A 13,936-nucleotide genomic window follows, 5' to 3' on the forward strand; every position below is an offset into this window, starting at 1 on the left:
GCCGCGACACGGCGCTCGCGTCCAGCACCCGTAAGCGCACACCCCCTGCAAATCCGGAACTATCGGGTACACACAATCGTTGGGTAGCTAACAGAGTTACAACACGGGGTAATATGCTAAGCACTTTGATGGACCAGCTGAACGATATGGGCACGGAATTCGTGCGCCTTCTTCCCTCACTCGGTATCGCCTTAGTCATCGTCATTATCACCGCGATTATCGCGGGTTTCGCGACGTCGATCGCAGACAGGATCACAGGCAAGACCGATCTGCGGCCTTCACTGCGCCAGCTGATCGAAACCATCGTCAAGCTTGCCGTCTGGATCATCGGTATGCTCATCGCGATGATTGTGGTCTTTCCCGGCCTTACGGTCGGCAGTCTTATCGCGGGCCTCGGCATCGGTGCCGTGGCCATCGGGTTCGCGTTTCAGGACATCTTTGAGAACTTCCTCGCCGGCGTACTCATCATGGTGCGCGAGAAAATGCGCATCGGCGATGTGATTGAATGCGAAGGCATGATCGGCAAGGTCGAGCATATCACCCTCCGCGAAACGCATATCCGCAAGCTGTCGGGCGAAGTGACGGTCGTGCCCAACTCGATCCTGTTCAAGAACCCGGTCGAAATCCTCACTGACAAGGAACAGCGCCGTCACGATGTAGTGATAGGCGTTTCCTACGACACCGATCTCGACGAAGCTGCCGAAGTCATCCGCAAGGCTGTCACCGGCGTTGAAGAGGTCGACGAGGACAAAGGCATCGATATCTTCGCACAGGAGTTCAACTCGTCATCGGTCGATTTCCTCGTGCGCTGGTGGTCGGGTTCGACCCCGCGTGCTGGCTGGGAATCGAAGGACAAAGTTGTCCGCGCGATCAAGCGTTCGCTGGACGATGCCGGTATCGAGATTCCGTTCCCCTACATCACGCATACCTTCAAGGAGCGCGTGCCCATGGGTGAGAAGCCGGGCGAAGAGGCTTAGTCCTTTCCGATCAGTTTTTTCGTGCTACTGATCTTCTCGAGCGAGAGGAGACAGACATGAAAATTCTGACATCGGATCCCGCGCGGTTCGCAAATCTGCCCGACTACGACTTCCAAGAGCATTGGATCACTATCGATCTGGGCGAAGGCTATTCGGGCCGAATGCATTACATTGACGAGGGGCCGAAGGATGCACCGCCCGTCCTTCTGTTTCACGGCGAACCCAGCTGGAGCTTCCTCTATCGCAAGATGATCCCGGTGCTGCTTGACGCCGGTTTCCGATGTTTGGCGCCCGACCTCATCGGCTTTGGCAAGAGCGACAAGCCGGACGATATCGCGTTCTACACCTATGACCGCCACATCTCGTGGTTGCGCCAGTGGCGCGACGCGGTGGTACCTGCGCCCGCTGCGCTGTTCTGCCAGGACTGGGGCGGCCTACTTGGCCTTCGCCTCGTCGGAGAAGAGCCAGACAGGTTCGCTTGTGTGGTCGCGAGCAACACATTTCTACCGACCGGCGGGACACCCTCGCCCGCATTCCTTGCATGGCGCCAGTTTGCCAAGAGCTCGCCCGAGTTTGAGATCGGCGAACTGCTCCAGCGAGCGACCGCAACTGAGCGGACGCCGGAAGAGGTGGCAGCCTATGATGCCCCCTTCCCCGACGAAGCTTCCAAAGCTGGCGCGCGCGCCTTCCCACAGCTTGTGCCGGTTGAAGACGGCATGGATGGGATCGAGCAAAACACCAAGGCATGGGAAGGTCTCGCAGCATTCGACAAACCGTTCCTGACACTGTTCGGTGCCGACGATCCTGTGACAGGCGGGCTTGGCAAGACCCTCAGCGAACGCATCAAGGGCGCAGAGGGAATGCCTCACGAGATCCTGAGCACTTGCGGGCATTTCTGCCAAGAGGATCGCCCCAAGGAACTGGCCGATGGCGTTGTCTTCGCCGCCAAGAAAGCGGGCATGCTCTGAGCGAGACCCACGCGCAGTCCAACCCAGCCTATCTTACACGCGGCCAGGAATTCGCTCTGGCCGTGACTGCGGCTGTGGTCATCGCAAATGCCTATTACATCCACCCGATCATCGGAGAGGTCGCCGCGCACTTTGGTGTGAGTGAAGCGCGGATTGGCATCGTACCAGCGCTTAACCAGCTGGCGTTGGCGGTCGGTATTTTGCTGCTTCTGCCGCTGGGCGATATCTACTCAAACCGGTCGCTCTGCATCATCTTCGTAAGCGCGCAGAGCCTGTTCATGCTCGGCATGGTGATGGCGGAAAGCTTTGTCTTGTTTACGCTGTCCTCGACCCTGCTGGGCTTTGTGACCATCGCACCATATCTGATTCCCGCTTTCGCTTCGAAGCGTGTGTCGCCTGACAGGCTGGGCCAGGTCACTGCACTTCTTACGGTGGGGGTGATCTTCGGAATATTGGTTGCGCGCGTTGGCGCTGGTGTGGTGGCGGAGCAATTTGGCTGGCGCGCGGTCTATTGGTGCGCTTTCGTGCTGATGGCGGCAACGACTGCCCTTCTCCCGATCACGTTCCGCAGCGAGGGGAGCTCTGCCAAACAGCCGCGCACTGGCTATGGCGCGCTCTTGGCGTCGGTCTTCACACTCGCAAAGTCCAACAAGGACATGCTGATTTCGGGCTTGATTCAAGGCCTGAACTTCGCCGCATTTACCGCGACATGGCTGGCGCTCGCGCTTCACCTGACGAGTGACGAACTGGGCTACGGGGTCGATACGGTGGGCTATCTCGCAGGGGTTTCCGCGATAAGCCTTTTCACCACTGCACGGCTCGGCAAGATCGCCGACAGGATCGGGGCGCGCCGGGCCCGATTGCTCGCAGCAGTGGTGCAGATGGTTGGCATTGCCCTGATGTACCCGCTCGGCTGGAATGCTTGGGCGGTCATGGTGCCGCTGGTCATCACGAACATAGTTGGACCGAGCATCGATGTAACGGGTCGCATGACCTATCTCAGCCTTGAGCCGGCCATCCGCACGCGGCTGACCACGACATATATCGTGATCATGTTCATTGGCGGAGCGCTTGGCAGCGTTCTTGGAACATCGATTTACGATTATGGCGGTTGGCTTGGAACGTGCGTGCTGCTCCTCGCGATTTCCTCTGGCGTCGTAGCCCTTTCATACTATGCGCAGTTCGCTTGGGACCGGCGTTCGCAGTCAGCTGGCGACACTAGGTAACAGTGCCTAGGAACCTTTTGTTGTTAACCGAAACTTAGCCAACTAGAGAGGCTTAGCGCGCACACGCACTCAGGTGTTTACCGATGATCTTCAGCGTGACCTGATCATCTCCGGTCTTACCGAATGCAAAGTGTGGTCGGCCCGATCTCCCACTGGACGGGAGATAAAAAAGACGCTGAGGCTTCATCCCGAATGGCTTTTCGCAGAAGCCTCTTCCGGGTTGGCCGAGCGTCTTTTTTATCGCGCCCTTGTGCTGCAATTCATTGTTGCCACTGCGCCGCGCATTGCCCAAGCTGAGCACTGGAATTTTCAATAGAAAAGGTGCTCGATGCAACGAATTCTGGCCATGGCGATCTTCGCCGCAGGTCTCGCCACACCAGCGCTCGCAGATGATCACAGTGAAGAATTGAAGCTGTTTTCGGCGGAAGACGTGTTTGAGCTCGAATGGGCAGACGACCCACAGGTTTCCCCGGATGGCAGCCAGGCCATTTACGTGCGCCGTTTCAACGACATCATGACCGATCGCACGCGTTCGCATGTCTGGATCGTCGATCTGGATGGCAGCGCACACGAACCACTCCTGGCTGACGGCGGCTCGTACCGCTCGCCGCGCTGGTCCCCCGATGGCTCGCGCATCGCCTATATGACCTCCGAGAATGGCCGGACGGCGCTGTATGTTCACTACCTCGCATCTGGCCGAAGCGCGCTGATCGGTAGCTTCGAACGCGGCCCATCGAGCATAACCTGGTCGCCTGATGGAACTATGATCGCCTTTGCGATGTCAGTTGAGGCGAAGAGCGACAAGCTGCTGAGCCCCCCGTCCCGCCCCGAAGGCGCGAACTGGGCGAAAGCACCGGTCGTGATCGACCGCGCGCGCTATCGCACCAACGGCGCAGGCTTTGTCGAACTGGCCTACGATCACATCTTCGTAATCCCGGCAGAAGGCGGCACACAGCGACAGCTTACCTCTGGTGACTTCAACCACGGCGGCCCGCTCTCTTTCACCCCCGATGGCGAGCAGATCATCTTCTCGGCCAATCGCAATGAAGGATGGGAATTGCAGAGCCGAGAGGCGGACGTCTTCTCGGTGAGTGTTTCATCAGGCGAGCTGACGCAGCTGACCGAAATGCCGGGTACGGAAACGAGCCCGCAAGTCTCTCCCGATGGTGGGTCGATCGCATTTCTCGGCACCGGCAACGCGCGCGAACCCTTCTTGCCAACCAACGTTTTTGTGATGAACGTCGATGGCGGTAATGCGCGAAACCTGACTGAAGGCCTCGATCGGCGCGCAGGCGATGTCCAGTGGCTGTCCAGTTCGGAAATAGCTTTCACGTTTCAGAACCGGGGCGAAAACAATATCGGAGTTGTCGATACGCGGGGCAATCGCCGCACGGCAGTCGAGGGGATCGGCGGAACCACTATCGGCCGCCCGTATGTCAGCGGATCGTATGACGCAGGGGCGCGCAGCACCCTTCTCTATACCAAGGGGAGCGCGCAGCGGCCCGCTGACCTTTACGCCTTCCGATCAGGCCGCGCCACGCGTCTGACCTCTCTGAATGAAGACCTTCTCGCACACCGGGATCTGGGTGAAGTCACCAGCTTCACCTACAATTCCGAGCTCGACGGGCTCGAAATCCAAGGCTGGATGATCACGCCGCCAGGCTATGAGCAAGGCAAGGCTTACCCCCTCATCATCGAGATTCATGGCGGCCCTCACCTTGCTTATGGCCCGCATTTCTCGGCTGAGCTTCAGCGGATGGCGGCGGAAGGATACGTGGTGATCTATGACAATCATCGCGGATCGATCGGCTATGGAAGCGAGTTCGCGAACCTGCTGAAATACAAGTACTCAAGCCCCGACGATTTTGCCGACCACAATTCCGCTGTCGATTGGGCGATCGACAACGGCTTTGCTGACCCGGAAAACCTATTCATCGCAGGCGGATCGGCGGGCGGGATCGCGACCGCTTACGCTATTGGCCTCACGGACCGTTTCAATGCCGCAATGGCCGCAAAACCGGTCATCAACTGGGTCTCCAAAGTGCTGACCGCAGACAGCTACATCGGCCAGATAGCAAACCAGTTTCCCGGACCACCATGGGAGCATCTCAATCATTATTGGGAGCGCTCGCCGCTCAGCCTTGTCGGCAATGTGACGACCCCAACCATGCTGATCACTGGCGAGGTGGATTACCGCACGCCGATCTCGGAAACCGAACAGTTCTACCAGGCACTGCAACTGCGCGGCGTGCCCAGTGTCATGGTGCGCGTACCGGGTACCAATCACGGCATTGCCTCGCGGCCTTCACTGCTGAACGCCAAGACGGACTACACCATCGCATGGTTCGAGCGCTATCGAACCGACCGCGATGGGGAGGAATAACCAGTTTGTCGATGAGGGTGGTGCCTCGCGCTGTCCTCCTCGCTAGCCAACGATGATTATGCGAGGGGCAGTCGCATCCCCTCGCGCAACAGGGGACTGAATTCATGAAGCCACTTCGTCGGCGCACTCTTGCGCTTGCCGCTGTTCTTTTGACCTCAACGGCTGCGCCTGTGATGGCCGAAGAAGGGTTCTACCAATACCCTGCTGTGCGCGGCGATGTTCTGGTTTTTGCGAGTGAAGGCGACATCTGGCGCGCATCGCGGGATGGTGGGACTGCAGTTCGCCTGACAAACCATGAGGGCGAGGAGCGCAACCTCCATATCTCGCCCGACGGATCGATGGTCGCATTCAATGCCGGCTATGACAGCGGCGATGATATCTATGTGATGCCGGTCGCAGGAGGGCGTCCCACTCGCCTCACATATGAGGGCGGCGGCATGACCACCGTGGGGTGGACGCCCGACGGACAGGTTATCTTCTCATCGCGTCTGCGCGGAAGCGGTCAGGGCGAAGTCCTTCACACCATCGCTGCCACCGGTGGGCAGCCAAGCGCTATCCCGCTTTGGCGCGCCAACAGCGCCGCTTACGGATCGGACGGCAGATTCTTCTTCAATCGCCGTGGCCTTTATGCCCGCGCCCGCGATAATGCGGTGCTCTATCGTGGTGGCGGAATGGCCCAATTGTGGAGTTGGATGCCCGGATCAACCGACGAAGCAACGCAGCTTCTCGCCGATTTCGGTGCCCCCATCCGGATGCCGATGGCGCATGGCGGGCGGATTTACTTCATCTCGGACAAAAGCGGAGGAGACGCGATCTGGTCCGTCAGTCAAGACGGCAGCGGCGTCACACAGCACAGCGAAGAATTTGCTTTCCCAGTGCTGCAAGCGGCAATCGATGGCGGTGCGGTCTTCATACAGAACGGCGCCGACCTGCATGTCTTCTCGCTTGCATCAAACACGCTTTCGACGCTCGCCATCGACCTCGTAACCGACCGTGAGCAGACGCGTCCGCGCACACTCGACAATCCCATGGAACAGATCGAGGCAGCGCGCGTCTCGCCAACAGGCGATGCAATTGCTGTGACTGCCCGTGGTCAGGTGGCCCTCGCCTCCCCCCTCGCGCGCAGGCGGGTCGAGTTCAACGTGCCCGATGGTGCGCGCGCCCGTGAGGCCGTCGCAGGGCCCGAGGGCGACAATCTCTTCCTCATTCTGGATAGAGGCGATACGCGCGACCTCGTTCGCATGGATGCCGATGGTTCCGGTGAACCCAATGTCATCGCTGCCAATTACGACGCGCACATCTGGTCGTTCGTCGTCTCGCCCGATGGCAAAACTCTGGTCGTACGCGACAAGCTAGCGCGACTGCAGAAGGTCGATGTCGAAAGCGGTGCAGTGACGCTCCTCGCACAAAACACGACCGGCAACGACAACGCCTTCGTCAACATCGTATTCTCGCCCGACAGCAAGTTCATTGCATATTCCGAAACCGGCCCTGAGCAATTCTCCAACACCGCCAACATCCAGGTTCAGAACCTCTCAACCGGTGAGCGGGTGCAGGCGAGCTCCGGCAAGTTCAACGACTTCGTCCCCGCCTTCTCGCCGGATGGAAAGTGGCTCTACTTCGTATCGGAACGCAACTTCTCGCCCGAGCCGGGAAGCCCCTGGGGCGACCGCAACATGGGCGTGTCGTTCCCCGATCGCGGCGAGATTCACGCGTTGAAACTCGACCCCGAAGCCGAATTCCCATTCCGCGAAGACAATGAGCTGACGCTCGCCGGCGAAGACGAGGATGAAAGCTCGGACAGCGATAGCGATGATGAAGGTGAAAAGGACGAAGCAGAGGACGAAAAGCCATCGGCCAACATCGTTCTCGATGGGCTCGCAGATCGGCTCTACAAACTCCCTGTGAAAGCGGGCGCAGGTCGAGAGCTGTTCGTCACGAAGTCGCATCTGTTCACTCGGATCGGAGATGAGTGGGTTTCCATCGCGATCGACCAGAATGATCCCAAGGTGGAAACGTTCTCGGGCAACGCTCTGGCAATTGAGCTGGCGGCCGACCGGGAGACCATCGCGGTAACGCTGCCGGGTCCCAATGGCCCTCGCCTTGCTCTGGTTCCGGCAGGTCCAAAGATGCCCGACAAGCTCGATGGCAAAATGGTCCGTCTGGACGATTGGAGCCTGACCATCGATCCGGTCTCCGAGTGGCAGCAGATGTTCCACGATGCGTGGCGTCTGCACCGCGACTTTGCCTATGACCCCGCCCTTCGCGGGATCGACTGGGAGGCGGTTCGCGATCAGCACGAACCGCTGGTCAGCCGCATTGGTCACCGCGCAGAGCTCAACACGATCCTCGGCCAGATGGCCTCGCAACTTGGCATCCTTCACAGCCAGGTTCGATCAGGCGACCTGCCTGAGGATGACGAGAACAGCGACATGGCATTCTTGGGTGCCGAGTATTCATCCGTCTCCGGAGGCCTGAGGATCGACCGCATCTATCAGGGCGAAGCCGATCTTGTATCACTTCGTCCGCCGCTGCGGCGCCCCGACGTTGATGTGCGCGAAGGTGACATCATCCGCCTCGTCGACGGACGTTCCGTCACATCGCTGGCTGACCTGAGGCTCGCCCTTGCCTCCAAAGCCGGACAACAAGTGCGTCTCGACCTTGCTCGCGGTTCGAGCGAACTTTCACAGATCGTGTCGCCCATGAACGCTCAAGGGCGCGCGATGGCCGAGTATTACGACTTCACCGAAGACCGCAAAGCGGCAGCTGAGCGCCTGTCCGGCGGCGAGATCGGCTATCTCAAGCTGCGCGCAATGGGCGGCAGAGACATTGCCAGCTTCGCCCGCGATTACTTTGCGCAGTTGGACAAGCCGGGCCTGATTATCGACGTACGCAACAACAGCGGCGGCAACATCGATTCCATCATAATTGCGCAGCTGATGCGCAAGGCGTGGGCGTTTTGGGGCGCTCCTGATGGGACAGGCCAACAGACCACCAACATGCAAAACGCCTATCGCGGACACATCGCCGTGCTGATCGATGAGCGCACCTATTCCGATGGCGAGACCTTCGCAGCTGCTGTTAAATCGCTCGGCCTCGGCCCGCTGATCGGCACGCGCACGGCAGGCGCAGGTATTTGGCTCTCCGATCGCAATCGCCTTGTCGACAACGGCGCGGTTCGAATTGCCGAATATGCCCAATACGACATCGACGGAAACTGGATCGTCGAGGGCTACGGAGTTGCCCCTGATTACGTGGTCGAGAACGGGCCGGTCGCTACCTATCAGGGAAGCGACGCTCAGCTAGAGGCGGCCATCGGGCTTCTCCAACAACGCATTGCCGAACAACCGGTCATGCCGCTTAGGCCGCGTCCGCTTAGTCCGCTGGGAACACCTGCAAGGGACGTGTCGCCGCTCTCGGATTGAGCGGCGACCTAAGCCTGTTAGTCGGCTGTATCGCTTGGCTCCCAACCTTCGGCATAGCGCTCGAACCATGCGAGGATCGCGGAGGCCTTCGCGGCGCTCTGCGAAGGCCGCGCGGTGATCGCATGACTGGCTCCGGGCACGCGGATGAGCGTGGTCGGCACGTCGGCCAGTTGAAGCGCGGAATAGTACTGCACCGCCTCGCTTACCGGGGTCCGATAGTCCTCGCCTCCGACAACCACCAGCGTCGGTGTCTGCACATTGCCGATGAGGGAAAGCGGTGACTGATCCCAAAACTTTTGCGGGTCTTCCCATGGGCGCGACCCGATCCAGTAAAGTCCGAAATAGCCCGTCCCATCGGCGGTGAGCGCCTGCGTGGTCCAATTGATCACGGGCTTCTGTGTCGCGGCCGCCTTGAAGCGATTGGTCTTGCCCACGATCCACGAAGTGAGCACTCCGCCGCCCGAACCGCCAGTCACGAACAGCTTGTCAGGATCGGCAATGCCGAGCTCGATTGCACGGTCCACGATGCTGATCAGGTCGTCATAGTCCTGGCTTGGGTAAGCCTTGTCGATTTCCTGCGCGAACCCCTCGCCATAGCTGGTCGACCCGCGAGGATTGGCCGACAGGACAGCATATCCGCTCGCTGCATACAGCTGGTTGTCCGTCGAGAAATGCGGTCCGTAAGCCGCGAATGGTCCTCCGTGAATCTCAAGGATCAGCGGCACCCTCGAACCTTCGGTGTAATCAGGCGGGAGTGTTAGCCAGCCTTGAACTTCCTGTCCGTCATGGCTCGACGGGGTCGTGATGGCGCGCACTTCACCCAGGCGCTTGGTCGTGAGCAGGCTTGAATTGAGCTGCGTCAGATAGCGCGCATTGCCGCGCTGCGCGACTTTGACTTCGGGCGGCCGAGTCGCTGTTCCGCCTGTAAATGCGATCGTTCCGTTGTCAGCCACCGAGAAGCTGCCGCCGGTGTAGGGTCGATCGAGCCCACCGCCCGAAACACCTTCGACTACATCGCGAACCGAGCCATCGAGCGACATGCGCGCCACGAAAGTCTCACCGCGCTTGTCGTACTGGACGTAAAGCGCGCGCGAATTCGCATCCCACTCCACCGCATCAGGGCTGAAGTCCCAGCTGCCGGTCAGCAGTCGCGAATTGCTGCCATCGGCATCCATCACATAGATTTCGGTTTGCTCGTAGGCTCGACCCTCGTCGTCAAATCCGACATAGGCGATCATTGATCCATCAGGTGAAACCAGTGGTCCTCCGTCCGGCCCGTCACGCATGGTCAGCTGCGCAAGAGCAAGCGTGCGCGTGTCAACGGACCAGATGTCCGCTTCAACCGGGTCGGTCTGCCAATCAGGATTACGGTTAGACGTGAAGAACACCTTGGTACCGTCGGCCGACCAGCTGAGAGCGCCTCCATCGTGATTGGGCCCAAAGGTCAGCTGACGCGGCGCGCCGCCGGTGGCTGAAATGACGAAAATCTTCTCGAATCCCGGAGTAATCTCGCCAGCGCCATCTGCTCGGAAATTCACGAGGTCGGTGATCTGGAGCGCGTCAGCCCATGTCGCGCCTTCCGGGCGGTTCGACGGTGCAGACCCAAGTGACGGTGCGTTGTCGTCGACCATCATGACGTAAGAGATCTGCCTGCCATCAGGTGACCAGGTGATGCTCATCGGCGAATTCGGGAGACCGGTCAGCTTGACCGCCTCGCCGCTATCCATCCACTTGACCCACAATTGTGCGCCGCCGTTCTCGGTAGACACGTAAGCGACGCGCGATCCGTCCGGCGACCAGCGGGCCCCGAAGGCAGCCCCGTCATTGCCCGCAAAGGGGCGCTCCTCACCGCTTGCGACATCGATCGACCACAGGCTGCTGACAACCCGGTCCGTCATGATATCGCTCTGACGGCGAGTGTAGATGATGGTCGATCCGTCAGGGCTGATCTGCGGGTCAGATGCGTATGCAATGTCGAACAGGTCTTCGCCCGTCAGACGCGAGTTCGGTCCGGTCCTTTCCGATCCCTTGCCGGTGACAGACATTTCTGATGAGGGTTCGCTTGTCTGCGCGTTCAGGATCGCTGGCGGAACGGCGATCAGGGCAAACGCGCCGAGCGCTGCAAATGTCGATTTCATTGTCGGGAGCCTCTCTCTCAGAAATGATTGCCCCCGTGTGATAACGTCACGCGGCATGGGGTCAATCTGGACTTGAGAAGCTGATGTGGTGTCCCCGACAGGATTCGAACCTGTGGCCTTTGGATTAGGAATCCAACGCTCTATCCACCTGAGCTACGGGGACTCTCGGCAGAGGGCCTCCCATAGCAGGAGCCTCTTTCCAATCAATTGAGTTCGTCAGGTGGGGCCACAGGAAATGGCAGCGGAGCCACTGGTACGCCTTCATCAACGAGCGCCTTCGCCTCTTCGATACTGGCCTGACCGTGGATCGGCGCTTCGTCGCGCTCGCCATAGTGCATTTCGCGCGACTGGCTGGCGAAATCCTTACCGACCCAGGTGCTGTTTTTGAGAGCCTTTTCCTGCGCTTTTGCGAGAGCTGTCAGCGCCTTTTGGACCTCGGGAGTTATCGGCGTGTTGGAAACAGGCTGCGCATCTTCGTGTGCCGCCGTCGCAGGAACCGGCATGCGCGTTTCGGGAGTGGTGTTACCCTTCGCGCCTACTGCCGGAGCCATGGGCGCCTTGCCGACGACGTCGGAGCCACAATGCGGGCAACTGACAAGGCCGCTCGCCTTCTGCTCTTCATAGTCGGAGGATGAGCCAAACCAGCCCTCGAACCGGTGGCCTGCATCACAGTGGAGGTCGAAAACGATCATAACACTCTTCTAATTGGGAATTTCGCGCCGGTTGGCAAGGCTCGGCACCTGCGAGCGGACTTCTTCGATCCGGGCAAGGTCGATCTCGCAAAAAGCGAGACCCGGTGCCTCTCCGCCCATATCCAGCAGCACCTCGCCCCACGGATCGACCACGAGGCTGTGGCCATAGGTTTCGCGCCCGTCTTCGTGTTTGCCGACCTGTGCGGCTGCGATCACAAAAGCGGAGGCTTCGATCGCGCGGGCGCGCAGGAGAGTATGCCAGTGCGCCTTGCCGGTGGGCACGGTGAAAGCAGCCGGGACAGCGATGGCGTCACATCGACGCTTGCCCAGCGCCTCAAACAGCGCGGGGAAGCGCATGTCGTAACAGATCGTCAGGCCTAGCCGTCCGACGGGGGTATCGTCGACGGTCACAACTTCGCTGCCCGCCTCATAGGCATTGCTCTCGCGCCAAGTCTCCCCGGTGGAAAGCTCGACGTCGAACATGTGCATTTTATCGTAGGTGTCAGGAATTTCACCCGAACTGGGAAAGAGCCATTGACGGTTGGCGTATTTGCCAGTGCCAAGATCAATTGGAACCCCAATAGTCGTCCAGATACCCTCGGAATCGACCGCATAACGGATACGATCAATCATCTTCCTATCGTCAAAGCGTCGAATTTTCGGAGCGGCGCGCTTGCGATCACGATCTAAATGAAGCGACATTTCAGGCGTAAAGAGCATCTTGGCCCCTGCGGCCTGAGCATCCGACATTGCGCGAAAAATCGTCTGGAAATTCGCCTCAGGGTCGATCCCCGAAGTCATCTGCAGGACAGCGATTTTGACCATTCAGCCCGCCAGCAGCGCGTCGAGCTTGCCCGCTTCCTCCAGCGCGGCAAGGTCATCAGAACCGCCAACATGGACATCGCCGATGAAAATCTGCGGTACAGTACGCGCGAGCGGCGCACGCTCCATCATCTCTTCACGCTTGGGACCGCCCATCGTGATGTCATACTCGTTGAACTCGACGCCCTTTTTCTGAAGCAGGTGCTTTGCTCGCACGCAGAACGGGCATGCGAACTTGGTGTACATATCGATTTGCGGTGTGCTCATAATTCAATCCCATTGGACCTGGCTGAAGGCCCTTGAAAGCGTTTTCGCCTCACTTAACTAGGATGTGTCGCCCGGTTCCGCCAGTCTTGGGGAACATCAGCGGGTGACACTAGCAGGTGCTGCATGAGGCAGGCCTGCACGAAGAACCAAATTGCTCAAAGTAAGAGGATTTGAATTATGTCACGTCTTGATTTTACCCCCTATCGCCGCTCGACCGTTGGCTTCGATCGTCTTTTCGACATGATCGAAAATCAGGCCCGGCTGAACTCCGGCGACAACTATCCCCCCTTTAACATCGCGAAGAACGGCGAAGACAACTACCGCATCACGCTCGCCGTGGCCGGTTTCCGTCCGCAGGATATCGACATCACCGCTCAGGCGAACCTGATGGTTGTTCAGGGCAAGAAGCGCGAAGAAGCCGACGATGGCTCCGAACTTCTTCACGTCGGTATTGCGAATCGCGGGTTCGAGCGCCGATTCGAACTGGCTGACTACGTTCGCGTCGATGACGCGCAGCTTGCCGATGGCCTTCTCATAATCGACCTGGTGCGCGAAGTGCCAGACGCGATGAAGCCGAAGAAGATCGCCGTTAATGGCGCTACCACGCTCACTGCTGTTCCTTCGGACAATGCGGCGGACGAAGACGACAAGTCAGCTGACGCAGCCTGATCGGACAGGCTAAAATCAGCTTACCGCGATTCAGGGCTGTCAAAGATCGCCTTGAATTCAGAAACTTCGTGATCAATCGGAAAGAAGTGGGGGCGGCCTTGTAAGGTCCGCCCCCGCGACACTGAAGTCGCCCCGTACGACAATGATCATCCGGGTCGCAGAAGATGATCAATCCCGACACGAGCTCGGTGTAGCCAAACCTCCGTTCCATGATGGACGGGGCAAAGCTCTAACTGTTCCTAGTCCCTCCAGACCCGAACCATGGCAATGAACACCGCCGTGATCCGGAGCCTACCCCTTCAGAAAAGCTGTAGGCTGGTCACAGTGGTAGTGCGCAAAATGGGAGGCACGCAAGGATTAATTACCCAG

10 protein-coding genes and 1 tRNA gene are annotated in these 13,936 nt (G+C 59.3%); 6 read left to right on the forward strand and 5 right to left on the reverse strand.

What is annotated here, in order from left to right:
• The first annotated feature begins 128 nt into the window (after positions 1-128).
• From NAP1_RS05600 to NAP1_RS05625, 5 genes are all read left to right on the forward strand, one after another.
• Positions 129-977 carry a mechanosensitive ion channel family protein gene (locus tag NAP1_RS05600; protein WP_007164270.1) on the forward strand — a complete coding sequence of 283 codons (849 nt, stop codon included), beginning with the start codon at positions 129-131 and terminating at the stop codon, positions 975-977.
• A gap of 56 nt (positions 978-1,033) precedes the next feature.
• Positions 1,034-1,945 carry a haloalkane dehalogenase gene (locus NAP1_RS05605; RefSeq protein ID WP_007164271.1) on the forward strand — a complete coding sequence of 304 codons (912 nt, stop codon included), beginning with the start codon at positions 1,034-1,036 and terminating at the stop codon, positions 1,943-1,945.
• Between the two features lie 62 nt (positions 1,946-2,007).
• A complete protein-coding gene (locus NAP1_RS05610; protein ID WP_007164272.1) occupies positions 2,008-3,171 on the forward strand; it encodes an MFS transporter in 1,164 nt (387 codons plus the stop codon).
• Between the two features lie 328 nt (positions 3,172-3,499).
• Entirely contained in the window at positions 3,500-5,554 is a 2,055-nt protein-coding gene (locus NAP1_RS05620) for a S9 family peptidase (RefSeq protein ID WP_040464278.1), read from the forward strand.
• 104 nt (positions 5,555-5,658) lie between these two features.
• On the forward strand, positions 5,659-8,979 hold the full coding sequence (locus NAP1_RS05625) for a S41 family peptidase (protein WP_007164275.1): 3,321 nt from the start codon (positions 5,659-5,661) through the stop codon (positions 8,977-8,979).
• Between the two features lie 17 nt (positions 8,980-8,996).
• On the opposite strand, the gene NAP1_RS05630 is transcribed toward NAP1_RS05625, so the two are convergent.
• The 5 genes from NAP1_RS05630 to grxC form a co-directional block, all read right to left on the reverse strand.
• On the reverse strand, positions 8,997-11,117 hold the full coding sequence (locus NAP1_RS05630) for a S9 family peptidase (protein ID WP_007164276.1): 2,121 nt from the start codon (positions 11,115-11,117) through the stop codon (positions 8,997-8,999).
• Positions 11,118-11,203: 86 nt separating this feature from the next.
• Positions 11,204-11,280 (reverse strand) — tRNA-Arg (locus tag NAP1_RS05635).
• 40 nt (positions 11,281-11,320) lie between these two features.
• Positions 11,321-11,809 carry a DUF1178 family protein gene (locus NAP1_RS05640; protein ID WP_007164277.1) on the reverse strand — a complete coding sequence of 163 codons (489 nt, stop codon included), beginning with the start codon at positions 11,807-11,809 and terminating at the stop codon, positions 11,321-11,323.
• A gap of 9 nt (positions 11,810-11,818) precedes the next feature.
• Positions 11,819-12,634 (reverse strand): carbon-nitrogen hydrolase family protein, encoded by an 816-nt coding sequence (locus tag NAP1_RS05645; protein WP_007164278.1) that lies wholly within the window; start codon positions 12,632-12,634, stop codon positions 11,819-11,821.
• Positions 12,635-12,898, reverse strand: a complete 264-nt coding sequence (gene grxC / locus NAP1_RS05650; RefSeq protein WP_007164279.1) for a glutaredoxin 3 — start codon at positions 12,896-12,898, stop codon at positions 12,635-12,637.
• A 177-nt stretch (positions 12,899-13,075) separates the two neighbouring features.
• Here grxC and NAP1_RS05655 point away from each other — a divergent pair, with 177 nt between their 5' ends.
• Positions 13,076-13,567, forward strand: coding sequence for an Hsp20 family protein (locus NAP1_RS05655; RefSeq protein WP_007164280.1), 492 nt, complete (start codon positions 13,076-13,078; stop codon positions 13,565-13,567).
• The last annotated feature ends 369 nt before the right edge of the window (positions 13,568-13,936 follow it).

This window comes from Erythrobacter sp. NAP1 (assembly GCF_000152865.1).
Classification (GTDB): domain Bacteria; phylum Pseudomonadota; class Alphaproteobacteria; order Sphingomonadales; family Sphingomonadaceae; genus Erythrobacter.

Excerpts from the sequence above, each read along its gene's own strand:
- NAP1_RS05600 (WP_007164270.1), top strand. The coding sequence starts at position 129 with ATGGACCAGCTGAACGATATGGGCACGGAATTCGTGCGCCTTCTTCCC.
- NAP1_RS05605 (WP_007164271.1), top strand. The coding sequence starts at position 1,034 with ATGAAAATTCTGACATCGGATCCCGCGCGGTTCGCAAATCTGCCCGAC.
- NAP1_RS05620 (WP_040464278.1), top strand. The coding sequence starts at position 3,500 with ATGCAACGAATTCTGGCCATGGCGATCTTCGCCGCAGGTCTCGCCACA.
- NAP1_RS05625 (WP_007164275.1), top strand. The coding sequence starts at position 5,659 with ATGAAGCCACTTCGTCGGCGCACTCTTGCGCTTGCCGCTGTTCTTTTG.
- NAP1_RS05630 (WP_007164276.1), bottom strand. The coding sequence starts at position 11,117 with ATGAAATCGACATTTGCAGCGCTCGGCGCGTTTGCCCTGATCGCCGTT.
- NAP1_RS05640 (WP_007164277.1), bottom strand. The coding sequence starts at position 11,809 with ATGATCGTTTTCGACCTCCACTGTGATGCAGGCCACCGGTTCGAGGGC.
- NAP1_RS05645 (WP_007164278.1), bottom strand. The coding sequence starts at position 12,634 with ATGGTCAAAATCGCTGTCCTGCAGATGACTTCGGGGATCGACCCTGAG.
- grxC (WP_007164279.1), bottom strand. The coding sequence starts at position 12,898 with ATGAGCACACCGCAAATCGATATGTACACCAAGTTCGCATGCCCGTTC.
- NAP1_RS05655 (WP_007164280.1), top strand. The coding sequence starts at position 13,076 with ATGTCACGTCTTGATTTTACCCCCTATCGCCGCTCGACCGTTGGCTTC.